Consider the following 23,267-nt stretch of genomic DNA (forward strand, 5'->3'; position numbering starts at 1 on the left):
GATATTGACACGCTCGGGATGGGGAGGTTCTATGGCCTTCCTGATAGGATGGGATTTTCCGCCGCGGTCCGGTGGAAATGGAGGAGCGGTGTGCCGGAGAAGACGTCGGAGATACGTCCAGGGCGCGGCGCAAAAGGTTTCTTGAAGATTTCGATCCTCGGGGGTCTGCGCCGGAGGCAGGCCCAGCCGTTTGCCGATCGGGACAATGGATTGAACAAGACAAGATTTCGACTGACGGCGGATTGCCGTCGGCAGTCGTGATGGTGGTCGGGACGCTTGTCGTTCCGGCCATCGGCATTGCCTGTAGCACCCACCTACATCCTATGGAGAACTGATCATGAACCACGCCTACATGAATCAAACCGCAGCCGGCCGTATCGTCGAAGAGCGTCTCCCCTTCACCATCCGCATCGCCACCAGCGATGCCGATATCCGCAAGGCGGTGGCGATTCGCCATGCTGCCTATGAGCGCCATGTGCCAGACTTCGCCAACCAGTTGAAGCAGCCCGAACCCGCCGACTACGCGCCGAGCACGACCCTGTTCCTGGCCGAATCCAAGTTTGATAGCTCGCCCATCGGATCCATGCGCATCCAGTCCAACGAAGGCCGGCCCCTGAGCGTGGAGCAGTCGGTGGAACTGCCCGACTGGCTCCAGGGCTGCTATCTGGTGGAGGCCACTCGCCTGGGCGTGACCCAGCGCGACCGGGGTAGCCTGGTCAAGACCCTGCTGTTCAAGGCGGTCCTGGCTCACTGCCGGAATGTCGGCATCGAGTGGATCGTGATCACCGCCCGTTCCCCCCTGGACCGGATGTACGAGACCTTCACCTTCGAGGACATCCTGCCCGAGGCAGGCTATGTACCCATGAAACATGTGGGCAATATTCCCCATCGGGTGATGGCCATCCATGTGGCCACGGTGGAGCCGAAATGGCGCAATGTCGCCCATCCCCTGCACACCCTGTTTTTCCGCACCGAGCATCCGGATATCAATATCGGCGGCGCCCCCGTTCTGCCCTCCCTGGATTTCCCCGTCACTCTGCCGACCCATGCCGTGGTTCCCGGCATTCGCGTCGTGGCCTGATGCAGTCCGGGTACCCCATATTCATCCGACGGAATACGGATGAATATGGGGCGTTTCTTATGGGAGTCGAGCAGCTTGTTTTTACCTGCGGAGGACACTCGGGAAGACAAATAAACTGTTAAATTCTGGCTGGGAACATTATTACTTTCGGAATAGTCATCAATGTCACGTCGTCGGTTTGCTACGGGTTTGCGTGAGCTGTTGACTCCGGGAGTCAATGGTTCGGGCGGAACCGTGATCGACGGCCTGCTTTTCAGGTTCTCGGTGTTCCTGGTGCCTGTGGCGATCGCTCTGATGACCCTGGCGGCCCTCGCGGTCTGGCCGGCGCGCTTTGCCAATGATGGCGGGCAGGGCCTGGATTTTGCCGTGGTCGCTGACCCGGGGGGGAGTTTCGAGCCCCACCAGGCAAGGGCTCGTCTCGCCGGGTTGCCCCGTATCGGGTATCTCGACACGCACCTGTCCGAAGCCCCCTTCTGGTTTGTTTTCGATGGGCCGTTGTCGCCAGCTGTCGGTGGACATGGAGCGCAGCTGATTGAATTTCCGTCCCGCCATGCACGGGAAGTCTCCTGCTGGGACGCCGCGACCCTTGATCCCCTGGGCCGCGGTAGCCGGGCCAGCGCCGAGGGCGGGGTCCGCCAGGCCAAGGCAGGTTTCTTCCTGATTCCCGCTGTCGCCGTTCCGGCGCAGGTGCTGTGCCGCTCCCAGTTTTCCGGCCCGGCCCGGCTGACGGTGCGGCAGTGGACGGAAGGCGATTTCGACCTGTCCATCGCCGAGTTTCATCGGGAACTGGGGCTGCTGGATGGGGGCCTGTTGATCCTGACCCTGTTCGTGCTGATCACGGCCCTGATCAACCGGGAATGGATCTATGTGTTGTTTGCCGCCTGGTTGATGGGCAATCTCCGCATTGCTGCCCTCTCGGCCGGTTTCGACACCCTCTGGTTCGGCCATGAAATCCCCGCCACCTGGATGTTCCTTGTGCGCAAGTTCTCCATGGCCGCCTATTGCGCCCTCACCATCATGCTGTTCAGCCGGCTCCTGGCCGCCGAGCTGCGCCAGGTGGGCTATGGCCGCTGGCTCAACTGGGTGAAGTGGTCCAACGCGCCCCTGATGCTGTGCGCCCTGGTTCTGTCCTATGGGCAGTTCCTGCCGGTATTCTGGCTGCTCTCGGTGTTCTCGGTGGGTTCCATCATTTTTCTGATGGTTCGTATCCTGATGGTGACCCGTTCGCCGGTAGCGATCTGGTATGCCATATCTATCGCCATCACGGTAGGGGCCAACTTCAATGAGGTGGTGGCAGCCTCCCTCGGCATCAAGGCGTTGATGGGGCTGTTCAACAGCGTTACCGCCGCCCTGATTTCCAGTCTGATGGCGGCCCTGGCCATCGCCGAGCAGATGCACCAGGAACGCTTGGGGCGACTGCGGGCCGAGGCCGAGCTGCGCAATACCTACGAGGCCATTCCCATCGGTCTATTCACCCTCGACACCAAGGGGTGTTTCCTTCGGGTGAATCCGGCGATGCGGACCATGGTTGGGGTGGCGGATTTCAGCGGCCGTCACTGGGGGGAATTCTTCGGTGCCGGCACCTGGGAAAATCTCGATGATGCCCTGCGTGGCCGGGCCAGCGGCGAGACCGAGATTTCCGTCATGGAAGGCGGGCAGCGCCGCTATTTCCTGGTCAAGGCGACGGCCACCGACGGTCATGTGGAAGGCTCCCTCCAGGACATCACCCAGCGCACCCTGGCTGCCAAGCAGTTGCAGTTGCTGGCAGATCATGATCCCCTCACCGGTATCCTCAACCGGCGTGGCCTGGAAGTGGCCTTCAATCGCATTTCCGACTCGACTCTCTGCTTGGCCTATCTGGACCTGGACCGCTTCAAGCTGATCAACGATCTCTATGGCCACGCTGCTGGCGACGAAATCCTGATCCAGATCTGCCGCCAGATCGAGGGAGCACTGGAGCCCGAGGGTTTTCATTTCGGACGGGTCGGCGGCGACGAATTCGTGATCGCCTTCAATACCAGCGACATGTCCGTCGCTGAGCGGCAATGCCGTGCCATCCTGCGGGCGGTATTCAGCGAGCCCTTCAAGATCAATGCCAAGGCTTTCATCGTCAATGCCTCCATCGGCCTGATCGAGGTGACGCCGGGAATCCTGCTTACGGAAGCGATTTCCGCCGCCGATCGGGCCTGCCGCACCGCCAAGGAAGGCGGCCCCAACGAACTGGTGGTCTACCGCAAGGACGCGCCGGTATTCGCCGAGCGGGCCGAGGAACTGCGCATCATCCAGCAGTTCGGCACCCACGCCGCGCCAGAAGGTCTGGTGCTTCACGGGCAGCCCATCATGTCCCTGCGGGCGCCCTTCGACTCCCTGAATTTCGAATTCCTGCTGCGCATGCGGGACCCGGACAGCGGGCTCATCAGCTCCGCCTACAAGGTGATCAAGACGGCGGAGACCAGCGGGCGCATTTCCCTGATCGACCGCTGGGTGTTCCAGCGAGCGCTGGAGTGGCTCGACGAGCATCATGCCGCCTTGGTGAATACACGGGTGGTCAATGTCAATCTGAGCGGCGCCTCCCTCAACGACATGCACTTCGTCGAGGACATCTTCGCCATGCTGGCCCAGCACCCCAGGGCCGCTGCCCTGCTTTGCATCGAGATCACGGAGAGCGTCGCGCTTCATGACATCGATACCTCCCTGCGTTTTGTGGACCGGGCCAAGCAGTACGGCGCCCGAGTTGCCCTGGACGATTTCGGCGCCGGCTACACTTCCTTTTCCTATCTCCGCCACCTGCCGGCAGATGCCCTCAAGATCGACGGGCAGTTCGTGCTCGGGGCCACTGCCCATCCAGCCAACATGGCCATCGTCGAGGCAATTTCCGACTTGGCCCACAACTTCGGCATGCAAAGCATCGCCGAATGGGCGGAGGATATTTCCACCGTCCAGGCGATGGTGGAGGCCGGCATCGATCATCTCCAGGGCTACATCATTGCCCTGCCTCAGCCCCTGGAAAACCTCCTGGCCGCCTGTTCGGGGGCTGATTTCATCCAGGACCCTGTGGTCGCCGCCTATGTGAAAACCCTTCAGGACATCGAACCCTGGGGCTTGCCGGAACTTGGCCGCCGGGATTTGCATTGACCATGACAAGGACGGCGTACGTGAATAGACCTCAGATCAAGCGCACCACAATGACCCTGGCCCTGACCCTGGCCGGCCTTTGGCACCCCCTGGCCCAGGCGGTGGACCTCAATCTCGGCGATGTCGCAGCCACGGTTCATGGCGCCGTTACCCTGGGCACCAGCCTGCGCACCGAGAGCCGCGACCCGGGACTGCTCCAGGCCGGCAACGGTGGGTTGGTGGGCACCGACGGCACGGCGGCGGGGGGGCGCAACAGTGATGACGGCGACCTCAACTTCGCTCGCGGTGAGCGCATCTCCACGGCGCTGAAAGCCGTGGGCAGCATCGAGCTCAAGCAGGACAACCTGGGCCTGATGCTGCGGGCCAAGGCCTGGCACGACTTCACCCTGGGGGAGGCGGATGCCCCCTTCGGCAACGCCCCCAACGGCTATCGGGCGGGCCAGCCCCTCAGTGACAAGGGCTTCTCGGCCCGGGCGAAATTTTCCGGTGCCGTGTTCCAGGAGGCTTATGTCTCGGCGAGCTTCAAGCCGGGGGCCATGCCCCTCAGCCTGCGTCTGGGGGATCAGATGATTCCCTGGGGAGGCGGCTGGTCCATCAGCGGCGGCCTCTCGGCCATCAACGCGATGGACCTGCCGGCCCTGCGCCGGCCGGGGGTGCTGCCTGAGGAAGTCGGCGTGCCCATTCCCGCCCTTTCCGCCCGGCTCGCCATCAGTGCCGACACCCGTGTCGAGGCCTTCCACCAGTTTCGTTTCCGTGCCACCGAGATCGACGGCTGCGGCACCTACTTTTCCACCTATGACTATCTGGCCCAGGGCTGCAATGTGGTCTTCGTGGCCGGCGCCACCGATGTGGTGGGAACCCGGTTCGGACTCTACGGCAAGCGCGCCCCGACCCCCGAGGTCTCCAATTCGGGGCAGTTCGGCCTGGGGCTGAACATCAAGGCGCCTTCCCTCGCCACGGACTTCGGCGTATATCTGGCCCAGTACCACAGCCGCCTGCCGGTGGCCAGCGCCATCAAGTCGCCCCGGGGGGCGGGGGGGCCCTTCCTGCCCGGCGATCCGGATGGTCTCAACGTCCAGTACCTCACCGAGTATCCCGAGGACATCCGCATGCTCGGGCTGACCTTCATGACCAAGGGCAACAATATGACCCTGGCCGGTGAACTCACCTATCGGCCCAATCAGCCCGTGGCCCTGAATGCCACGGACCTGATCCGGGCCTTTGCCTCCAATGTGGCGCCCTCCGCCCTGCGCGGCGACGCCATCGCCACCGCGCCGGGGGGCGTATTCCACGGTTATGACCGGCGCCATGTGCTCCAGGCTCAGCTATCCGCCAGCGGCCAGATCAAGGGCCTGTGGGGGGCCGAGAGCGTCAGTCTGGGAGGCGAGGTGGGCGCCAAGTACATGAATGACTTGCCCGATCCGGCTACCCGCCGCTATGGCCGTTCGGACATCTTCGACATCGGTCCGGTGGGCGGCGTCTGCGCCGGCTCCGCCATCCAGTGCAGCGATGACGGTTACGTATCGAAAATGGCTTGGGGCTATCGGTTGCGGGTCGGGTTGCGCTATCCCAATGTGGCCGACCAGCTCGACCTGATGCCCGCCCTCAGCTTCGCCCATGACGTGCGCGGCTGGTCCCACGACAATGCCTTCAACGAGGGACGGCGTACCCTGGGGCTGGCCCTGCGGGCCGCCTATCAGAAGATGTATCTGGCGGAAATTTCCTGGACCCCCACCTGGGGCGGCTACTACAACGCCAGCCGGGACCGCAGCGTCCTCTCGGCCACGGTGGGCCTGCGTTTCTGAGGACGGGAGAGACGGCGCCATGGACCGCATCAGCGACATCACCCACGCCATCCAGCTTGCCGTCGCGCCGGTCTTCCTGCTGACGGCCATCGCCACCCTGATCAGTGTCACCAACATGCGCCTGGGGCGCATCGTGGATCGGCGCCGGGTGCTCTACGGGCGTCAGGCCGAGGGTGCGACCACACCGGAGCATGAGCAGGAACTGGCCAGCCTGGACCGGCGCAGCCTGCTGATCTACCGGGCCATGCTGTGCGAGGTGCTGAGCGGCCTCCTGGTGTGCCTGGTGGTGGCCAGCGCCTTTGTCGGCCCCATGCTGGGCGTGGAAATGGCCCACACCGTGGCCCTGCTGTTCATCCTCGCCATGGGCACGATGATCCTGGGTCTGAGCCTGTTCCTGCGGGAGGTTTATCTGGCGGTGCAGTCCCAGGGGCATCGGCGGCTTTGAGGGGGATTACCCCGCCGGCCCGGGAGTGAAATCCAGCAGATCGCCGGGTTGTATCACAGTGCCGGGGGCCACGGCGGCCAAACCGTCGGCCCAGACGGCGGAGGAAAGCACGCCGGAGCTCTGGTCCGGGTAGCAGTCCAGTCCCCCCTGCTCGTTTTTCCGCACGCGGATGAATTCCAGGCGGTTGCCCTTCACCTTCCAGGAAAAGTCGGCCCGCAGCTTCTGGCTGGCCATGGCCGGCGCGGGCATGCCCGAGCGGATTGCGAGGAAGGGCTGAACCAGGAGCAGCAGGCCCACCCACACCGCCACCGGGTTGCCGGGCAGGCCGATGAAGGGAGTGGTGCCCACGCTGCCGAAGGCCAGGGGCTTGCCCGGTTTCATGGCGATCTTCCAGACATCCAGGCGGCCTTCGGCCCGAACTGCCGCAGCCACGTGGTCTTCCTCGCCCTCGGACATGCCGCCGCTGGCGAGGATCACGTCCGCTTCCGCTGCCTGGCGCAGGGCCGCACGGGTGCTTTCCCGGTCGTCGGCAACGATGCCCAGGTCCACCACTTCGAGTCCCAGGGACTGGAGGAAGCCCCGCATCACATAGCGGTTGGAGTTGTAGATCTGGCCCGGCCCCAGGGGCTGGCCGGGCATGCGCAGCTCGTCGCCGGTGCTGAAAATCGCCACCCGCAGGCGCCGTCGAACAGCCAGTTGGGCGACCCCCACCGAGGCGGCCAGGCCCAGGGCGGCGGCAGAGAGCCGGGTGCCGGCCTTCAGGATCACCGATCCGGCCTGGATGTCGGCTCCGGCCAGGCGCACATGGTCGCCCCGGTCTGGCTGGATAGTGATTGTCACCTCGCCTTCGCCGGCCTCGCATTGCTCCTGCATCACCACGGTGTCGGCACCAGCCGGCAGGGGCGCGCCGGTGAATATGCGGGCGGCGCTGCCCGGTGCCAGGGGGGCGCCGGAAGCGCCGGCAGTGATGCGCTGGCTCACCGGCAGCCGGGTGCCGGCGACAGGAACATCCGCCGCCCGCAGGGCATAGCCGTCCATGGCGGCATTGTCGAAGGGAGGCACGGTCAGGGGCGAGACCAGATCTTCGGCCAGGACGCGGCCCAGGGCGTCGGCCGGGTCCAGCAGTTCGATCTCGGGGATGGTCTGGGCCGAGGCCAGCAGGGCGGTTCGGGCCACGTCGAAGGAGAGCAGGGTCATGATATCTATAGGGGAGGTGGCTGCATGCTACGGAGAGGTCCTTACCCATGCCCATTAGGGCCGAAGGGTGAGGCGGTACTATAATCCAGGCCGTCTGTATTTCCCGGCTTGCCCATGCAGGTCTTCGCCCTCGGCCTCAACCATCACACTGCCCCCCTCGACGTGCGCGAGCGGCTGGTTATCGATCTGCCGCGCCTGCCCCAGGCCCTGCACGATCTGTTGCGGGCCAAGCCCATAGAAGAGGCGGCGATCCTGTCCACCTGCAACCGCACCGAAGTCTATTGCGCCACGGAGAATCCCGAGGCGGCGGCCCAATGGCTGGCGGAATATCACCGCCTGCCGACCCAGCAGGTGGAACCCTATCTCTATACCCATCCCCAGGGGGATGCGGTGCGTCACATGTTCCGCGTGGCCAGCGGCCTGGATTCCATGGTGCTGGGGGAACCCCAGATCCTGGGCCAGATGAAGCAGGCGGCGCGCACAGCGGAAGAGGCCGGCACCCTGGGTACCCTGCTCAACAAGCTGTTCCAGCGCACCTTCGCGGTGGCCAAGGAGGTGCGCTCCACCACCGCCATCGGCGCCAACATCGTCTCCATGGCCGCTGCCGCAGTGCATCTGTCGGAGCGGATTTTCGAGAGCATTTCCTCCCAGCGGGTGCTGTTCATCGGCGCCGGGGAAATGATCGAACTCTGCGCCGCTCACTTCGGCGCCGAAAAACCCCGGCGCCTCACCGTGGCCAACCGCACCCTCGATCGCGCCGAGGTCCTGGCACGGCGTTTCGGCGGTGATGCCATGCGCCTGGACGACCTGGGCGAGCGCCTTGCCGACTATGACATCGTGGTGTCCTGTACCGCCAGCCCCCTGCCCATCGTCGGCCTGGGCATGGTGGAACGGGCGCTGAAGGCCCGCCGCCATCGCCCCATGGTGATGGTGGATCTGGCCCTGCCTCGGGACATCGAGGCCGAGGTGGGCAAGCTGGACGACGTGTTCCTCTATACCCTGGACGACCTGGCCCAGATCGTCGAGCAGGGCCTGGAGTCCCGCCAGGCGGCGGTGATCGAGGCCGAGGCCATCATCGACGGCCAGGTGACCAGCTTCCTTGATTGGGTGGATTCCCGCGAGGTGGTGCCGGTGATCCGCGCCCTGCGGGACTCGGCGGAGCGCACCCGGCGTCACGAGCTGGAGCACGCCCTGAAGCTGCTGGCCCGGGGCGACGACCCCCTGCGGGTGATCGAGGCCCTGTCCCAGGGCCTGACCAACAAGCTGATCCACGGGCCCACCGAGGCACTGAATCAGGGCGGCGAGGAGCGGGGCGAAGTGGCCCGGCTCATTTCCCAGATCTACCGCCTCCACCAACACAAGTAGTGACTCAGGAGCCTGTCCGCGCCATCTTCGGGTGGGGCGGTTGCCATCAATGAAATCCAGCATTCTCGAAAAACTCGAAAACCTGAGCCTCCGTAAGGAAGAGATCGACGCCCTGCTGGCCAGCCAGGAGGCCACCCGGGACATGGATGCCTACCGCCGCCTGACTCGGGAGCATGCCGAGATCGAGCCGGTGGTGGCTCTTTATGCCGCCTGGCACAAGGCCGAGGCCGATCTGGCCGGCGCTGGGGAAATGCTTGCCGATCCGGAGATGAAGGAACTGGCCCAGGCCGAGATCGAGTCCGCCAGGGTCGAGATGGCGCGGCTCGAAGAGGAACTGCAAAAGGCCCTGCTGCCCCGGGACCCCAACGACGACAAGAACCTGTTCCTGGAGATCCGCGCCGGCACCGGCGGCGACGAGTCGGCCCTGTTCGCCGGGGACCTGTTCCGCATGTATTCCCGCTATGCCGAGCGGCAGCGCTGGAAGGTGGAAGTGGTGTCCCGCAACGAATCCGACCTGGGGGGCTTCCGGGAAATCATCTGCCGCATCGAGGGCCAGGGGGCCTACTCGAAACTCAAGTTCGAGTCCGGCGGCCATCGGGTGCAGCGGGTGCCGGAGACCGAGTCCCAGGGCCGCATCCACACCTCCGCCTGCACCGTGGCGGTGATGCCCGAGGCCGACGAACTGGCGGCGGTGGAGATCAACCCGGCCGACATCCGCATCGACACCTTCCGCGCCTCCGGCGCCGGGGGGCAGCACATCAACAAGACTGATTCGGCGGTGCGGATTACCCATCTGCCCACCGGCATCGTCGTCGAATGCCAGGACGACCGTTCCCAGCACCGCAACAAGGCCCAGGCCATGAGCGTGCTGGCGGCTCGCATCAATGACGCCCAGGCGCGGGCCCAGCAGCAGCAGATCGCCTCCACCCGCAAGAGCCTGGTGGGCAGCGGCGACCGCTCCGAGCGCATCCGCACCTACAACTTTCCCCAGGGCCGCATCACCGACCATCGCATCAACCTGACCCTCTACAAGATCGACGCCATCATGGACGGGGATCTGGACGAACTGGTGAATGCCCTCACCGCCGAGCATCAGGCGGAACTGCTGGCGGCCCTGGCCGGCGAACAATAGATGAGGCACCCCACCCCCCAGCCCCCGCCCCAGGGCGGGGGAGCCTGCTGGCTTGCTGCGCGCGGTTGTTACGGGGGACTCCGGACAGGCAGCCGATGGATGTTCGCTTCGCGAACGTGCCGTCTCGCCTTGGGGGCGGCCCAGCGGCGAGACTGCGGCGGATGGACGTCATGAACATCGCCGAGGCCCTGGCCCTGGCGCGGCAACTGATTTCTGCCGCCGAGGCCCGGCTGCTGCTGGGCCATGTGCTGGGGCGCAACAGTGCCTGGATCGAGGCCCATCGGGATGACGCGCTGGGCGAGACGGATGCCCGCGATTTCGCTGCCCTGGTGGCGCGGCGAGCGGCGGGGGAGCCGGTGGCCTATCTGCTGGGGAGCCGGGAATTCTACGGCCGGGACTTTAAGGTTTCCCCGGCGGTGCTGATTCCCCGGCCCGATACCGAACTGCTGGTGGAACTGGCCCTGGCGGCCCTGGCCGGTCAGCCATCGCCCCGGGTGCTGGACCTGGGTACCGGCAGCGGCTGCATCGCCATCACCCTGGCCCTGGAGCGGCCCGATGCCCGGCTGACAGCGGTGGATGCTGCGGCTGCGGCTTTGGCCGTGGCCAGTCAGAATGCTGCCGCCTTCCAGGCGTCGGTGCGATGCCTGGAGGGGGAATGGTTCGCGCCTGTGGGCGGGGAACGCTTCGATCTGATCGTTTCCAACCCGCCCTATGTGGCGGCCGGGGACCGACACCTGGGCGAGGGGGATCTGCGTTTCGAGCCTCTTTCAGCCCTGGCCAGCGGCGCCGACGGACTGGACGACATCCGCTGTATCGTGGCGGCGGCGCCGGCCCATCTGGAGTCCGGGGGCTGCCTGCTGCTGGAGCATGGCTACGATCAGGCGGCAGCGGTGGTTGCCATGCTTTCGGCATCCGGTTTCCGGGACGTCGCCTCCCATCCCGACCTGGCCGGCATTCCCCGCGTCACTGGCGGCCGCCTGGTCCGCTGATTGGCTGTCGCTGCCCCGGACCGGTGATGCGGGGCGATTACTTTCTCGGCACGTGCTTCATTGGGATGGGCTCTGCCAGCATCTTGCCGCCCGCCTTGAGCCAATCCACCGCCATTTTCGAGGCGTCGCGGAAAGGGTTATAAATATCTTCCTCCGAGGAAAAAAGACCGTTGCCGGCGTAGACCACGCGGCACCAGTTGGGAAATTGGAAGCGGTTGTCCTTGGGGTCGTCCATGGGGAAGGTGTTCAGGCAGCAGAAGACGATGGCATCGGTCTCCGTGTCGAAGACTTTCCAGCTCTGGGGGAAGCGCATGTGGGGGTAGGGCTTCATCACATCGCAGATCCATTTGCGGATTTCTTCCCGTCCATGCATTTCGCCGTAGGCGTGCTCGATGTAATGGGCATCCTCGGTGAAGATATTGGCCCAGATGTTCCAGTCGCCAGTCTCCTGCGAACGACGCCGGGCGTCGTTGTAAATGTCGAAGGCTGCGCGTAATTCGGCTTCGGTAAAGCGTCCCATGTTGTCTTCTCCTAGGGGGTGGCCGATTTGAGTCCGACCTGTATGAACTGCATCAGGGTGTCGATCATGGCTTTCGGCAGCGGCATGCCCTGCCCCATGCGCCGGGTGGTATAGGTGATCTGCAATTCATTCAGGAGATCGGCTGCCGAGGCAATGTCCAGATCCTGTCGTATTTCGCCTTTGGTTTGCCCTTGCCGCAGCAGATCGGCCAGTTGCTGTAACCAGCGCCGGTTGGCCTCCGTGATGGCGGTTTTGAGACGGGGTGTCGGGGCGCCCTCATGGCGCCTCAACGCCAGATAGAGCGGAGAGCGGGCCGCAAATTCGAACCCGGCCCGAAACAGCTTTTCCAGGGCGTCGATCACGCCGGGCGTCTCATCCAGGATGTTTTGGGTCATATCCCACCAGTGCGCCAGCACCTGTTCTACCGCTGCCTCGAACAAGGCTTCCTTGGAAGCGAAATGAGCAAACAAAAGGCCGTCGGAGACACCGGCCCGGCGGGCGATTTCGCGGGTCGTGGTGGCCTTGTAGCCCAATTCGCCAAAGCAGGCGGAGGCGACATCGAGCATGAGTTCCCGCTTGCGGGCGCTTTCATCCTGACGGGAAAGTTTTCTCTGGGGACGCATGGTGGCTGAAATATATATTGAGCAGAAAGTGTAATATGCTCATTAAGCAAAAACAATATTTTGTTCAAAATAATTGCAATTTGATTTGTTCGATAGGGGGCGGTGTGAAAAATCTGGTCATGCGTTTTGATATGCGGCGTCCGCCGGACTGTTCGGTGAGTGATCAGGTGCGGTATCAGGCGGCGCTGGAGATGGCGGTCTGGGCCGAGGGCAATGGCTTCGACACCATCGGGCTGTCCGAACATCATGTGACCGCCGATGGCTATCTTTCTTCGCCCTTGATGCTGGCCATGGCCATCGCCAGCCGCACCGAGCGCATTGCCATCAATGTGGGTGCGTTGCTGTTGCCCCTGCATGAGCCCTTGCGTATCGCCGAGGACATCGCCGTGCTGGACATGATCGCCAAGGGCCGGGCCGCCGTGACGGCGGGCATTGGTTATCGGCCCGAGGAATATGCGGCTCTGGGCCGGGACTGGGAGCGTCGCGGTGAATTGCTCGATGAGGGCATCGAGGTTCTGCTCAAGGCCTGGCGTGGCCAGCCTTTTGAGTATCGCGGGCGTTCGGCGCAGGTCCTGCCCCGCCCGGTATCACGGGTGCAGCAGTTGCTGTATGTGGGCGGCAACAGCAAGGCCGCTGCCCGCCGTGCGGCGCATTTCGGCCTGGTTTTCCTGCCCGCCATTGATGACCCGGAACTGGTGACGGCGTATCAAGCCGAGTGCGAGCGTCTTGGAGGGAAGCGCGGCTTCGTCGTGTTGCCCAATGCGCCCGCCACCACCTTCATTGCCGAAGACGTGGAGCAAGGCTGGCGCGACTATGGCCCGGCCATGCTGTTCGATGCGGTGGCCTATGGCGCGTGGCATCATCCCAATCGGCGGGCCTATGCCGAGTCCTTTGCCTCGGACATGGCGAGTTTGCGGGCCGAAGGCAAGTACCGCATCCTGACGCCGGCACAGGCAGTGGAAGTGATCCGCAGCACGGGCTCACTGCATATCGCGCCCCTGGTCGGGGGTGCCGATCCGGCGCTGGCCTGGCGCAGTCTGCAACTCTTTGCCGAGCACGTGCTGCCTCAGTTGTAAGCCCATTATCAAGGACCGGGAATGGCCTCAGCCTTTGCGTCAGCCTACCAAAAGCCCATCAGGAGGGAGAGGTCATGCGTTTCATACTTGAGCTCGGTTTCAGCCATTAAAGTGAATACGTTCCTCTGGCCCAGAGCGGATTCGCCGCCATCGGACAGCATCGTGACCTGGCCGGCATCATTCGGGTTTCAGGCGGAATCCGTCCTTGACCTGGCTTCCCTCGGGCCGGTACAATTTCCTGAGTAAGCAGCTCAACTATTACCCAAGGAATTCCCATGGATGTCCAGCAGCAAATCCGCGAAACCGTGACCCAAAACCCCGTCGTGCTGTTCATGAAGGGCACGGCCCAGTTTCCCCAGTGCGGTTTTTCCGCCCGGGTGGTGCAGATTCTCAAGGCCTGTGGCGTGACCAATCTGGTGACGGTGAATGTGCTGGCCGACGAGGCCATCCGCCAGGGCATCAAGGACTACGCCAACTGGCCCACCATTCCCCAGCTTTACATCAACGGCGAGTTCGTTGGCGGCTGCGACATCGTCAGCGAGATGTACGCTTCCGGTGAGATACAGAAACTGCTGGAGCCCATCGTTCAGGCTTCCTGAACTGTGAAGAGAAGGCGTCGAAGCGCCTTCTCCATTCACTCGGTGGGCAGTCCCGGTCCCGCGCCCTGGGGGCCGGTATTTCCCAGGTCGATGCCGCTGATCTGGGCTCCCTCGATCAACCGGGATACGTATTGCTGCTGGCCCAGTTGTTCCAGCCGGGCATTGAGATAGGCACGTATTCTTTCCTGTACTGCTTCCAGAGGCAGGGCTTCGCCCAGGGCGCAGCGGTCGATCCGGATGATGTGGCAGCCGAAGCGGGTTTCCACCGGCTGGGGCAGCAGTCCCGGTTTGCCGAAGGCCACCAGGGCCGACCAGAATTCGGGCACCACCGAGCCTTCGGTCAGTTGTCCCAATGACCCTCCCAGGCTGGCGCTGGTGCAGGTGGAGGCCTCCCGGGCAAACTGTTCGAAACGATCCGGATTGTTCTTGAGGGCCAAGAGCAGGGCATCGGCCCTCTTTGCCAGGGCGATCCGATCCTCCTGGGGGCCCGCCTCGAACAGGATGTGGCGGGCCTCGAACAGGTCACCGCTGCGAAATTTCTCCCGGTGACCCTCGAAGTAGCGATGCACCTCCTCGTCGGAAACGGACTGGGCAGGGACTTCCCGGACCAGCACTTGCTCCAGGGCACTCTCTTCATCAGCCGCCTCGATTTGCAGGGCCGCGGCCCGCTGGCGCAGCAGGGCCCTCACCACCAGGGCCCGGGCCGCAGCCTCCCGGGGTTTGTCGGCATCGGCGAACTGGGATGCCAGGGCGTCGATTTCCTCCAGACTGATGGTTTCCCCATTGACGCTAATGGGGGCGGGCTTGCGGTTGTGAAAGGTGATGACTTGATTCATGGGGCGGCTGCATGGTCTGTGGGAGAGGGGTTTATACATGAAAATTGTGGCCGCTTTCTTCAAGGTCTGCTCTCATTCAGGCGACGGGCGACTGACGGTGCCGGACGGGCTAGGATAAAAGCAGCCGCCGCCTTTTTGCGGCGCAGGAGTTGCCATGGAAGCCACTGCCGTTGTCCGCCTCCTCGCTGACCTGGGCGTTCCCTTGCCGCCGGCCGGCAAGCTGATCGTCCGCTCACCCATCGATGGCGGGCAGCTCACCTCCCTCGTCCCCCACACGCCGGCTGAGGTGGATGCCGCTGTTGCCGTCGCCCAGAGTGCTTTCCTGGCCTGGCGCCTGGTGCCCGCCCCGCGGCGGGGCGAACTGGTGCGTCGCCTGGGCGCAACCCTGCGCCGGCACAAGGCGGTGCTGGCCGAGCTGGTCATCCTGGAAAGCGGCAAGATACGCAGCGAGGCCCTGGGGGAAGTGCAGGAGATGATCGACATCTGCGACTTCGCCACTGGCCTCTCCCGCCAGCTCTATGGCCTGACCATCGCTTCCGAGCGACCCGGCCACCGCTTGATGGAAACCTGGCATCCCCTGGGGGTGTGCGGGGTCATCACCGCTTTCAATTTCCCGGTGGCGGTGTGGGCCTGGAACGCCGCCCTGGCCCTGGTCTGCGGCAATGGGGTGGTGTGGAAACCCTCGGAAAAAACTCCCCTCACGGCCCTGGCCTGCCAGGCGCTGCTGGCGGAGGTGGCTGCCGAGCTGGGTGACGTTCCACCGGGCCTGAGTACCCTGCTGCTGGGCGGGGCCGATGTCGGCGCGGTCCTGGCGGACCATCCCGCAGTGGCCCTGGTCTCCGCCACCGGCTCCTGTGCTATGGGCCGCGCCGTGGCGCCCCAGGTGGCGGCCCGTTTCGGCCGCAGTCTGCTCGAGCTGGGGGGCAACAACGCCATGATCGTTGCCCCCAGCGTCGACCTGGACCTGGCGCAGCGGGCCATAGTTTTCGCCGCCGCCGGCACGGCTGGACAGCGCTGCACCAGCCTGCGTCGGCTGTTCGTCCATGAGGCGATCGCCCCGGACCTGCTGCCCCGCCTGCGTCAGGCCTACGCCTCCCTCAGGGTCGGCGATCCCCGGGACGAGGGCATCCTGGTCGGCCCCCTCATCGACGCCGCTGCCTTTGCCGCCCAGCAGGGCGCCCTGGCCGAGGCCAAGGCCGACGGCGGGCACATCTTCGGGGGTGAGCGAGTGACGGTGGCCGGCGGCACAGGCGGCTACTACGTCCGTCCCGCCCTGGTGGACATGCCGGCCCAGACTGACCTGGTGACGCGGGAAACTTTTGCACCGATCCTCTACATCATGACCTACCGTGATTTCGCCGCCGCCATCGCGCTCCACAACGCCGTTCCCCAGGGTCTGGCCTCGGCCATCTTTACCAACGACCTGCGGGAAATGGAGGTATTTCTTTCCGCCGCCGGCAGCGACTGCGGCATTGCCAACGTCAATGTCGGTCCCTCCGGCGCCGAGATCGGCGGCGCCTTCGGCGGCGAAAAGGAGACCGGAGGTGGGCGGGAAGCCGGGTCGGATGCCTGGAAGGCCTACATGCGTCGCGCCACCAATACCATCAACTATTCCCGGGACCTGCCCCTGGCCCAGGGAGTGAAGTTCGTCTGATGCGGCAGGCTGGCTAGAAAAACGCGATCAGGCCGGCGACGGCCAGGGCGACGAGCAGGATCGTGGCGGCCAGCCATTTTTCCTGGGGGCTCAAGCCTGCCTCGATGACGGTCGCCGCTGCCAGCGGCGGGACGCCAACCGGAGGTGTGGTCGTTGCGGCTGACGCAGCAGGTGCCGGCGCGGTATGCGCTACCCGGACGGTGGCCGAGTACTCGTCGAATTCGCGGCCCATGCCGACCTCCTTGGCCAGCCGCTGGGTCGCCGAGAAGGAATCGATAACCGCTGAAAGACCCAGGGTGCCGCCTTCGGTCGCATCGACCGGCGGGTCGTTATGGCGCGATCGGGCTTCCGGGACCAGCACCACGGTCTGCTCCCCGGCCGCCAGCAGGCCCGGCGGCAGTTCATGCAGCCCGCTCGGTGCGGCGGCATCGGGTGTCAGCGTCAGGCTGTACTGTTGTTCACACTGCCGAAGGTCTTCGGCCAATTCTGCCGCGTCCTGGTAGCGTTCCTCGGGGCGCTTTTCCAGCATCTTGGCGAGAATCAGGTCGAGCATCTGCGGCACGTCCGGATTGATCCGGCTGGGTGGCGGGGGGGCGCCGTGCACAGTCTGGTACATCAAGGTCTCCAGGCTGTTGCCGCCGAACGGGGATTTGCCGGTTAGCATTTCGTAGAGCACCACGCCCAGCGAAAAAATATCCGTGCGATGGTCTACGCGCTGTCCCAGCACCTGTTCCGGCGACATGTACTTGGGCGAGCCGAGACGCATCCCGGTCTGGGTTTTAACTTCCGAGACGCGCATGCGGGCGATGCCGAAGTCGGTGATCTTAACCGCGCCATCCTTCAGCACCATGATGTTGGCCGGTTTGATGTCCCGGTGCACGATGCCGTGCTGGTGGGCATAGGCCAGTGCGGCCGCCACCTGGGCAGCGATGGCAATGGCCTGCCTGACCGGCAGGCGCTGTGCCATGCTGATCAGCTCGCGCAGTTCACGACCGTCAAGGAATTCCATTGCCATATAGGCGAGGGTGCCGCTCTGGCCGAGGTCGTAGATCGTGACGATGGCCGGATGACTGAGTGAGCCGGCGGCCTTGGCTTCCTGCTGGAAGCGTGCCTCGTAGTCGTCGCGCTCGTCAGGGTCCAGGGCCAGATTGATGGTCTTGATCGCGACGATGCGGTTCAGTACCGGATCGGCCGCCTTGTAGACCACGCCCATCGCGCCGCGGCCAAGCTCGGCGAGGATTTCATAGCGGCCGAGTTGTTGCGTCCCCATGCTTGGCGTCCGTCAGTCCTGCTGCGGCATTCTCATGGTCGGCACTGCGCTCATTTTTTCGCATCCGGCTTTTTTGCCTTGGCCGCACGGAACGCCGGCCCCCAAATCGGATGGCCGGCTTCTGCCGGCTCCAACTCCAGGTTCGGGTTGATCTCCAAGGCCTTCTTGAACTCGTCGCGACAGAGCCGCTCCTTGCCGCTGACGCAATGGGCGAAGGCCAGGTACTTGTGCGCCTTGACCTGGTCACTTACTCCCAGCCCCTGATCCAGCGCGCTTTGCAGGCCCTTCACCGCTTCCGGATAGCGGCCCTCGTTGTAGTTCTCGATACCTGCCGAAAGAGACTGATTGGCCTTGCTCTCGAACATTTTTCCCGGCCCGGCAGCGCAGGCCGCCAGCATGCCGAGCCACGCCAACAACAGGATGTTCCGCAGTGTCTTCATCTTGTTCCCCCGGATAAAGTCTCAAACCATGTGCCCCCCGGTCGCCGCAATGTACTGCCTAAAGGCTTGCTGCGCTCGCAGGTCACACCCGGCTCCGTTGATGCTTTTTCATAACGTTAAAACTTGTGCCTGATCTTGAGTTGCGCGCCGGGCTTGGCCTCGATCTTTTCCCTATGGACGGGGAAACCGGAATTCCTGATTTCTATCGTGTGGCTGCCGGGCGCTAGCGCAATCGATTTCAGCGGCGGGCTGACACCGCGCTTCTTCCCATCCACATAGACCTCGCCCCAAGGGATGATGACCAGCGCCAGTGTGGCTTTTGCCGGCGCAGCGGGCTTCACCGGCGGAAGCTTCGCCTCGGGTTGTACCTCAGACGGTGGGGTGGGCTGTAGCTGCGGTGCCTCCGCAGCCGGTGCGGGTGGGCTGGCCGGAGCGCTGTCGCTGCGGCCCAGGCGCAGCATCACCCCGCCGCCGATGATGGCCAGTGCCAGCAGTGACACTCCGGCCAGCAAGGGGCGACGGATACCCGGTACGCCGGTACTGGCCGCTGCGGCGGGAATGTCGGCATTACCTGTTATGACGGAGTCGTTGGTGCGCTGCTGTACTGTCGGTGCGCGAGAGGACGATGCCTGATCGGCGTATTTATGGGGGATGCTCGGGCCCACCGCATACACTTCGTGTTCACGCACATGCTTATCGGTACGGCTGCCCTCGTAGCTGAGTATCTGCGCGTAGTCGTCGGACAGCCGAGACACTACCTCGTAGAAAGAGCGGGAGACCAGAATCGTGTTCTCGTCGGCGAAGCTCATCACCCGCTGCGCAACATTGACGCCGTCGCCGATGATGTTGATCTGGCCATTGATGTCCTTGATCAGACGGATCGGCCCGAGATTGGTGCCCATCCGCACCAACAGCGGTGGTGTTTCGTTGGGACTTTCGCCGGAGATACTGTCGCGCAGATCCATCGCAACGAACATCGCCACTTCAGGGCTGCCGAGAAAGCATACAGCGGCACCGTCGCCGGTATCGAGCACGATCCGGTCGCTGGCGGCGACCTGTTGCAGTGCCCGGATAAGCAGCGCGTTGAAGCGCTGCTTGAGCTTCATCTGTTCGCTCACCGACTTCTTCGAATATTCCACGATATCGAGGAATAGCACGCTGCAAACGAAGGTACGGTTGGAAGTGTCGTCCATATCTGCTGACATCGTGGCGCGGTGTGGGTCTTGTTCTGTTCGAGGTCTGCTGCGCTGCCCAGAGAGTATAGCCGCTGGCTCCAGGCTTGCACGCGCTTGCCAGGTCAGCGTTTTTTGGGGGGATAACTTATGCTAAAAACCGCAAATCCAGCTACAGATATCACAGAGGACACAGAGCTGGCGCGGGTCCGCCATGGTTCATCGTTTATTTTCTGACCATGTCCAGCGCCACGGCCTCCGCCACCTTGATGCCGTCAACGCCCGCCGAGAGAATGCCGCCCGCGTAACCCGCGCCTTCGCCAGCGGGATAGAGGCCCCGGGTGTTCAGACTCTGGAAATCCTCGCCGCGCTTGATGCGGATCGGCGAGGAGGTGCGGGTCTCGACCCCGGTCATCACCGCGTCCGCCATGGCAAAGCCGTGGATCTGCCGGTCGAAGGCCGGGAGGGCTTCGCGCAGGGCGGTGACGACGAAGGGGGGCAGGCAGAGGGCGAGGTCAGTCCAGTGCACCCCGGGCTGGTAAGAAGGCTCTACTTCCCCCGGGGCGACGGAGGGGCGGCCGGCAAGGAAGTCGCCAACCCGCTGAGCCGGAGCGGCGTAGCTGCCACCACCGGCTTCGAATGCCCGGGATTCCCAATGGCGCTGAAACTCGATGCCGGCCAGGGGGGGGCCCGGATAGTCCTCTTCGGGGGTGATGCCGACGACGATGCCGCTGTTGGCATTGCGCTCGTTGCGGGAATACTGGCTCATGCCGTTGGTCACCACCCGCCCCGGTTCCGAGGTGGCGGCGACCACGGTGCCGCCGGGGCACATGCAGAAGCTGTAGGCGGAGCGGCCATTGGCGCAGTGGTGCACCAGCTTGTAGTCGGCGGCGCCGAGCAGGGGATGGCCGGCAAACTTGCCCCAGCGGGCCCGGTCGATCAGGGACTGGGGATGCTCGATGCGCACGCCGATGGAAAAGGGCTTGGCCTCGATATACACGCCCCGGTCGTGGAGCATCTGAAAGGTGTCGCGGGCACTGTGGCCCACGGCCAGCACCACATGGTCGGTGGCGATGCGCTCACCGCCCGCGAGGATCACGCCCCGCACCTGGCCCTGGCCCTGGGCGTCCCGCTCGATCTCGATTTCCTCCACCCTGCTGCCGAAGCGCACCTCGCCGCCCAGGGCGGTGATGGTGGCACGCATCTTCTCCACCATGCCCACCAGGCGGAAGGTGCCGATGTGGGGCTTGTTGATGTACAGGATCTCCTCCGGTGCCCCGGCCTTGACGAACTCCTCCAGCACCTTGCGGCCATGGTGTAGAGGGTCCTTGATCTGGCTGTAGAGCTTGCCGTCGGAAAAGGTGCCGGCGCCGCCTTCGCCGAACTGGACGTTGGATTCCGGATTGAGGGTGCTCTTGCGCCACAGGCCCCAGGTGTCCTGGGTGCGCTCCCGTACCGCCTTGCCCCGCTCCAGGATGATGGGGCGAAAGCCCATCTGGGCCAGCAAGAGGCCGGCAAAGAGGCCGCAGGGTCCGGTGCCGATGACTACCGGCCGGGTCGCAAGACTGCTTGGGGCCTGGGCGACGAAGCGGTAACTCGTGTCCGGCGTGGGCATCACGGTGCGGTCGCCCCGGTGGCGCTGGAGCAGGGCTGCTTCGTTGGCCACCTCGACATCCAGGGCATAGATCAGGGCGATGGCAGATTTTTTGCGAGCATCCACGCTGCGGCGGAACACGCGGCAAGCCAGCAGCTCGCTTTCCGCCACGCCCAGGCGGGCGCAGGCGGCCGCACGAAGCTCGGCTTCGGCATGATCCAGGGGCAGCTTGATTTCAGTCAGTCTCAGCATGGAGGGAAAGGAGCACAGGGGAAGTGGTACGGGGACGGCGCTAATACACTGATTAAGTCCGTTCGGGCTGAGCCTGTCGAAGCCCAGTGTTGGCGTGGCTTGCGCTTCGACAAGCCTGTCCTGAGCGAAGACGAAGGGCTCAGCGCGAACGGTTGGGGGCTTGTTTCCCTAGCCCCGTCGGGGAGCCCGGGATTTTACTGTCTGGGCGCCCGGCCTCCGTGGCTTTCCCGGACCGCCTGGCCGTCCCATGCTTCCCGGCGGCTTGGGGATCTTGGGTTTTTTCGGCTTCCGGATCAGCTCGGCGGCATTGCCGGTGAGGGGCACCCGGTGGTCCGGCTCGAAACCTTCCTCTTCGATCCGCTCCAGGGATTGCCGGGTCAGGGACTCGATGGCCCGCAACAGCTCCACCTCGTCGGCGCAGACCAGGGAAATCGCTTCACCACTGGCGCCGGCCCGGCCGGTGCGGCCGATGCGGTGGATGTAGTCCTCGGCCACGATGGGCAGATCGAAGTTCACCACTTGGGGCAGGTCGTCGATGTCCAGGCCCCGGGCCGCCACGTCGGTGGCCACCAGGATCTGTATCTCTCCCGCCTTGAAGCGGTCCAGGGCCCGCTGGCGGGCGGCCTGGGGCTTGTCGCCATGGATCGCGTCGGCGCGGATACCCTGGGCCAGCAGGGCGCCCACCAGTTGATCCACGCCCTTGCGGGTTTTCACGAACACCAGCACCTGGCCCCAGCGATGTTGCCGGAGCAGATGGGTGAACAGTTCCGGCTTGCGCTTCTTGTCCACCGGGACCACCCACTGTCGGACGCTCCTGGCCGCGGTGTTGCGGGGGCTGGCGTCGATGGTGACGGGCTGGTGCAGGATCAGGCCCGCCATCTTGCGGATGGCGTCGGAGAAGGTGGCCGAGAACAGCAGGGTCTGGCGCCGTTTGGGCAGGGCGGCGAAGACGGCATCCAGTTCACGGGAGAAGCCCAGGTCCAGCATGCGGTCGGCCTCGTCCAGCACCAGGGTCTGGACCTGGTTGAAGCGGATGGCGTTCTGCCGGTGCAGGTCCAGCAGGCGGCCGGGGGTGGCCACCACGATGTCGATGCCCCGGCGCAGTTTCATCATCTGAGGATTGATGCTGACCCCGCCGTAGATGGCGTAAGTGCGCAGGGGCAGATGGGCGCCGTAGGCGCGGAAGCTGGCGTGCACCTGCTCGGCCAGTTCCCGGGTGGGGGCCAGCACCAGGGCGCGCACCGAGTTGGCGGCCACCGGGGTTTCGTCCAGGGCCAGGCGTTGCAGCAGGGGCAGGGCGAAGCCCGCCGTCTTGCCGGTGCCGGTCTGGGCTGCCGCCATCAGGTCACGTCCTTGCAGAATGGCGGGGATCGCCTGGGCCTGTACCGGCGTGGGCGTCTTATAGCCCAGGGCGTCGAGGGCGGTGAGCAAGGGGTCGATCAGGCCCAGAGCGCTAAAGGTCGGGGTCGGAGTGGCTGCCGGCATGGGGAACAGGAATGGGTAGAGCGCTGAAGGCGCGAAGTTTACCGTCTTGACGGGCCGGCCAGAGGGGTTTGCCAGTGGCCTCCAGAAGGCTCAGGTAGGCCCGCAGGTCGAATTCCAACTGGTGGTAGTCCGGCTCCATGTGCTGGCAGAGCTGATAGAAGGCCTTGCCGTGCTCCCGCTCCTTGAGGTGGGCCAACTCGTGCACCACGATCATGCGCAGGAATTCTTCCGGCATCTCCCGGAACACATTGGCGATGCGGATTTCCCGCTTGGCCTTGAGCCTGACGCCCTGCACCCGCGCCACCGTGGTGTGCAGCCCGAGGGCCTTGTGCAGCACATGCAGCTTGCCGTCAAAGGCCACCTTGCTCAGGGCCTCGGCATTGCGCAGATGACGGCCCTTGAGTTCCTGCACATAGTCGTAGAGCGCCCGGTCGGTACGCACCTCATGGCACCGGGGATACTTGCGCAGCAAGCCCGGCCCCAGTTTGTCCGTGGCGATAAGCTGCTGTACCTGATCAATCAGGTGCGTCGGGTAGCCGGCGAGGTAGTTGGGAGACGGCCTGGGCTTCATGGGGTGGGGTGGTCCGTGAGGATCGA

The 23,267-nt window shown here is 64.6% G+C and carries 20 protein-coding genes; 10 read left to right on the forward strand and 10 right to left on the reverse strand.

The genetic code is table 11. From position 1 onward, the window contains the following. Positions 1–337 precede the first annotated feature (337 nt). From DENOEST_RS02135 to DENOEST_RS02150, 4 genes are all read left to right on the forward strand, one after another. The gene (locus DENOEST_RS02135; protein WP_145770542.1) at positions 338–1,081 is read left to right on the forward strand and encodes a GNAT family N-acetyltransferase; all 744 of its coding nucleotides are present in this window, start codon (positions 338–340) and stop codon (positions 1,079–1,081) included. Positions 1,082–1,243: 162 nt separating this feature from the next. Then, positions 1,244–4,216: a putative bifunctional diguanylate cyclase/phosphodiesterase gene (locus tag DENOEST_RS02140; protein ID WP_145770543.1), complete on the forward strand. Its 2,973-nt coding sequence runs from the start codon at positions 1,244–1,246 to the stop codon at positions 4,214–4,216. Positions 4,217–4,236: 20 nt separating this feature from the next. After that, the gene (locus DENOEST_RS02145; protein WP_170228177.1) at positions 4,237–6,021 is read left to right on the forward strand and encodes a DUF1302 domain-containing protein; all 1,785 of its coding nucleotides are present in this window, start codon (positions 4,237–4,239) and stop codon (positions 6,019–6,021) included. Between the two features lie 19 nt (positions 6,022–6,040). Next, entirely contained in the window at positions 6,041–6,466 is a 426-nt protein-coding gene (locus tag DENOEST_RS02150; RefSeq protein WP_145770545.1) for a DUF2721 domain-containing protein, read from the forward strand. Positions 6,467–6,472: 6 nt separating this feature from the next. On the opposite strand, the gene DENOEST_RS02155 is transcribed toward DENOEST_RS02150, so the two are convergent. Beyond that, positions 6,473–7,663, reverse strand: coding sequence for a molybdopterin molybdotransferase MoeA (locus tag DENOEST_RS02155; RefSeq protein WP_145770546.1), 1,191 nt, complete (start codon positions 7,661–7,663; stop codon positions 6,473–6,475). Between the two features lie 114 nt (positions 7,664–7,777). Here DENOEST_RS02155 and hemA point away from each other — a divergent pair, with 114 nt between their 5' ends. The 3 genes from hemA (at position 7,778) to prmC (ending at position 11,149) form a co-directional block, all read left to right on the forward strand. Then, positions 7,778–9,028, forward strand: a complete 1,251-nt coding sequence (gene hemA / locus DENOEST_RS02160; RefSeq protein ID WP_145770547.1) for a glutamyl-tRNA reductase — start codon at positions 7,778–7,780, stop codon at positions 9,026–9,028. A gap of 49 nt (positions 9,029–9,077) precedes the next feature. Then, positions 9,078–10,160, forward strand: a complete 1,083-nt coding sequence (gene prfA, locus DENOEST_RS02165; RefSeq protein WP_145770548.1) for a peptide chain release factor 1 — start codon at positions 9,078–9,080, stop codon at positions 10,158–10,160. A gap of 170 nt (positions 10,161–10,330) precedes the next feature. Next, positions 10,331–11,149, forward strand: a complete 819-nt coding sequence (gene prmC / locus DENOEST_RS02170; RefSeq protein WP_197970485.1) for a peptide chain release factor N(5)-glutamine methyltransferase — start codon at positions 10,331–10,333, stop codon at positions 11,147–11,149. A 37-nt stretch (positions 11,150–11,186) separates the two neighbouring features. Here the strand turns inward: prmC and DENOEST_RS02175 are convergent, their stop codons facing one another. Next, positions 11,187–11,669, reverse strand: a complete 483-nt coding sequence (locus tag DENOEST_RS02175; protein WP_145770550.1) for a nuclear transport factor 2 family protein — start codon at positions 11,667–11,669, stop codon at positions 11,187–11,189. An 11-nt stretch (positions 11,670–11,680) separates the two neighbouring features. Beyond that, complete coding sequence (locus DENOEST_RS02180; protein WP_145770551.1) at positions 11,681–12,292, reverse strand: TetR/AcrR family transcriptional regulator; 612 nt, start codon at positions 12,290–12,292, stop codon at positions 11,681–11,683. 119 nt (positions 12,293–12,411) lie between these two features. Here DENOEST_RS02180 and DENOEST_RS02185 point away from each other — a divergent pair, with 119 nt between their 5' ends. Together DENOEST_RS02185 and grxD are read left to right on the forward strand one after the other, a co-directional pair. Further along, positions 12,412–13,368, forward strand: coding sequence for an LLM class flavin-dependent oxidoreductase (locus DENOEST_RS02185; protein ID WP_170228178.1), 957 nt, complete (start codon positions 12,412–12,414; stop codon positions 13,366–13,368). Between the two features lie 275 nt (positions 13,369–13,643). Then, positions 13,644–13,967, forward strand: a complete 324-nt coding sequence (gene grxD, locus DENOEST_RS02190; protein WP_145770553.1) for a Grx4 family monothiol glutaredoxin — start codon at positions 13,644–13,646, stop codon at positions 13,965–13,967. Positions 13,968–14,002: 35 nt separating this feature from the next. Here grxD and DENOEST_RS02195 read toward each other — a convergent pair whose 3' ends face one another. Beyond that, the gene (locus tag DENOEST_RS02195) at positions 14,003–14,803 is read right to left on the reverse strand and encodes a peptidylprolyl isomerase (RefSeq protein WP_170228179.1); all 801 of its coding nucleotides are present in this window, start codon (positions 14,801–14,803) and stop codon (positions 14,003–14,005) included. A 154-nt stretch (positions 14,804–14,957) separates the two neighbouring features. Here DENOEST_RS02195 and amaB point away from each other — a divergent pair, with 154 nt between their 5' ends. Continuing rightward, on the forward strand, positions 14,958–16,457 hold the full coding sequence (gene amaB / locus DENOEST_RS02200; RefSeq protein ID WP_145770555.1) for an L-piperidine-6-carboxylate dehydrogenase: 1,500 nt from the start codon (positions 14,958–14,960) through the stop codon (positions 16,455–16,457). Between the two features lie 13 nt (positions 16,458–16,470). Here amaB and DENOEST_RS02205 read toward each other — a convergent pair whose 3' ends face one another. From DENOEST_RS02205 to DENOEST_RS02230, 6 genes are all read right to left on the reverse strand, one after another. After that, complete coding sequence (locus DENOEST_RS02205; RefSeq protein WP_145770556.1) at positions 16,471–17,727, reverse strand: serine/threonine-protein kinase; 1,257 nt, start codon at positions 17,725–17,727, stop codon at positions 16,471–16,473. A 50-nt stretch (positions 17,728–17,777) separates the two neighbouring features. Then, positions 17,778–18,167: a TssQ family T6SS-associated lipoprotein gene (locus DENOEST_RS02210; RefSeq protein WP_145770557.1), complete on the reverse strand. Its 390-nt coding sequence runs from the start codon at positions 18,165–18,167 to the stop codon at positions 17,778–17,780. A 116-nt stretch (positions 18,168–18,283) separates the two neighbouring features. Beyond that, positions 18,284–19,360 carry an adenylate/guanylate cyclase domain-containing protein gene (locus tag DENOEST_RS02215; RefSeq protein ID WP_170228180.1) on the reverse strand — a complete coding sequence of 359 codons (1,077 nt, stop codon included), beginning with the start codon at positions 19,358–19,360 and terminating at the stop codon, positions 18,284–18,286. 205 nt (positions 19,361–19,565) lie between these two features. Beyond that, positions 19,566–21,185: an NAD(P)/FAD-dependent oxidoreductase gene (locus tag DENOEST_RS02220; RefSeq protein ID WP_145770559.1), complete on the reverse strand. Its 1,620-nt coding sequence runs from the start codon at positions 21,183–21,185 to the stop codon at positions 19,566–19,568. 168 nt (positions 21,186–21,353) lie between these two features. Beyond that, positions 21,354–22,670 carry a DEAD/DEAH box helicase gene (locus DENOEST_RS02225; RefSeq protein WP_145770560.1) on the reverse strand — a complete coding sequence of 439 codons (1,317 nt, stop codon included), beginning with the start codon at positions 22,668–22,670 and terminating at the stop codon, positions 21,354–21,356. Then, positions 22,639–23,241 carry a M48 metallopeptidase family protein gene (locus tag DENOEST_RS02230; RefSeq protein ID WP_145770561.1) on the reverse strand — a complete coding sequence of 201 codons (603 nt, stop codon included), beginning with the start codon at positions 23,239–23,241 and terminating at the stop codon, positions 22,639–22,641. The genes DENOEST_RS02225 and DENOEST_RS02230 overlap by 32 nt, the downstream gene beginning before the upstream one ends. Positions 23,242–23,267: the final 26 nt, after the last annotated feature.

Source organism: Denitratisoma oestradiolicum (assembly GCF_902813185.1).
Taxonomy (GTDB): domain Bacteria; phylum Pseudomonadota; class Gammaproteobacteria; order Burkholderiales; family Rhodocyclaceae; genus Denitratisoma; species Denitratisoma oestradiolicum.

What these genes read in the sequence shown, in the direction of transcription:
- DENOEST_RS02230 (WP_145770561.1), bottom strand. Translation starts at nt 23,241, where the DNA reads ATGAAGCCCAGGCCGTCTCCCAACTACCTCGCCGGCTACCCGACGCAC.
- DENOEST_RS02175 (WP_145770550.1), bottom strand. Translation starts at nt 11,669, where the DNA reads ATGGGACGCTTTACCGAAGCCGAATTACGCGCAGCCTTCGACATTTAC.
- DENOEST_RS02220 (WP_145770559.1), bottom strand. Translation starts at nt 21,185, where the DNA reads ATGCTGAGACTGACTGAAATCAAGCTGCCCCTGGATCATGCCGAAGCC.
- DENOEST_RS02180 (WP_145770551.1), bottom strand. Translation starts at nt 12,292, where the DNA reads ATGCGTCCCCAGAGAAAACTTTCCCGTCAGGATGAAAGCGCCCGCAAG.
- DENOEST_RS02135 (WP_145770542.1), top strand. Translation starts at nt 338, where the DNA reads ATGAACCACGCCTACATGAATCAAACCGCAGCCGGCCGTATCGTCGAA.
- DENOEST_RS02225 (WP_145770560.1), bottom strand. Translation starts at nt 22,670, where the DNA reads ATGCCGGCAGCCACTCCGACCCCGACCTTTAGCGCTCTGGGCCTGATC.
- DENOEST_RS02205 (WP_145770556.1), bottom strand. Translation starts at nt 17,727, where the DNA reads ATGGGGACGCAACAACTCGGCCGCTATGAAATCCTCGCCGAGCTTGGC.
- DENOEST_RS02150 (WP_145770545.1), top strand. Translation starts at nt 6,041, where the DNA reads ATGGACCGCATCAGCGACATCACCCACGCCATCCAGCTTGCCGTCGCG.
- grxD (WP_145770553.1), top strand. Translation starts at nt 13,644, where the DNA reads ATGGATGTCCAGCAGCAAATCCGCGAAACCGTGACCCAAAACCCCGTC.
- DENOEST_RS02195 (WP_170228179.1), bottom strand. Translation starts at nt 14,803, where the DNA reads ATGAATCAAGTCATCACCTTTCACAACCGCAAGCCCGCCCCCATTAGC.
- DENOEST_RS02140 (WP_145770543.1), top strand. Translation starts at nt 1,244, where the DNA reads ATGTCACGTCGTCGGTTTGCTACGGGTTTGCGTGAGCTGTTGACTCCG.
- DENOEST_RS02185 (WP_170228178.1), top strand. Translation starts at nt 12,412, where the DNA reads ATGCGTTTTGATATGCGGCGTCCGCCGGACTGTTCGGTGAGTGATCAG.
- DENOEST_RS02155 (WP_145770546.1), bottom strand. Translation starts at nt 7,663, where the DNA reads ATGACCCTGCTCTCCTTCGACGTGGCCCGAACCGCCCTGCTGGCCTCG.
- amaB (WP_145770555.1), top strand. Translation starts at nt 14,958, where the DNA reads ATGGAAGCCACTGCCGTTGTCCGCCTCCTCGCTGACCTGGGCGTTCCC.
- DENOEST_RS02215 (WP_170228180.1), bottom strand. Translation starts at nt 19,360, where the DNA reads ATGGACGACACTTCCAACCGTACCTTCGTTTGCAGCGTGCTATTCCTC.
- prfA (WP_145770548.1), top strand. Translation starts at nt 9,078, where the DNA reads ATGAAATCCAGCATTCTCGAAAAACTCGAAAACCTGAGCCTCCGTAAG.
- hemA (WP_145770547.1), top strand. Translation starts at nt 7,778, where the DNA reads ATGCAGGTCTTCGCCCTCGGCCTCAACCATCACACTGCCCCCCTCGAC.
- prmC (WP_197970485.1), top strand. Translation starts at nt 10,331, where the DNA reads ATGAACATCGCCGAGGCCCTGGCCCTGGCGCGGCAACTGATTTCTGCC.
- DENOEST_RS02210 (WP_145770557.1), bottom strand. Translation starts at nt 18,167, where the DNA reads ATGAAGACACTGCGGAACATCCTGTTGTTGGCGTGGCTCGGCATGCTG.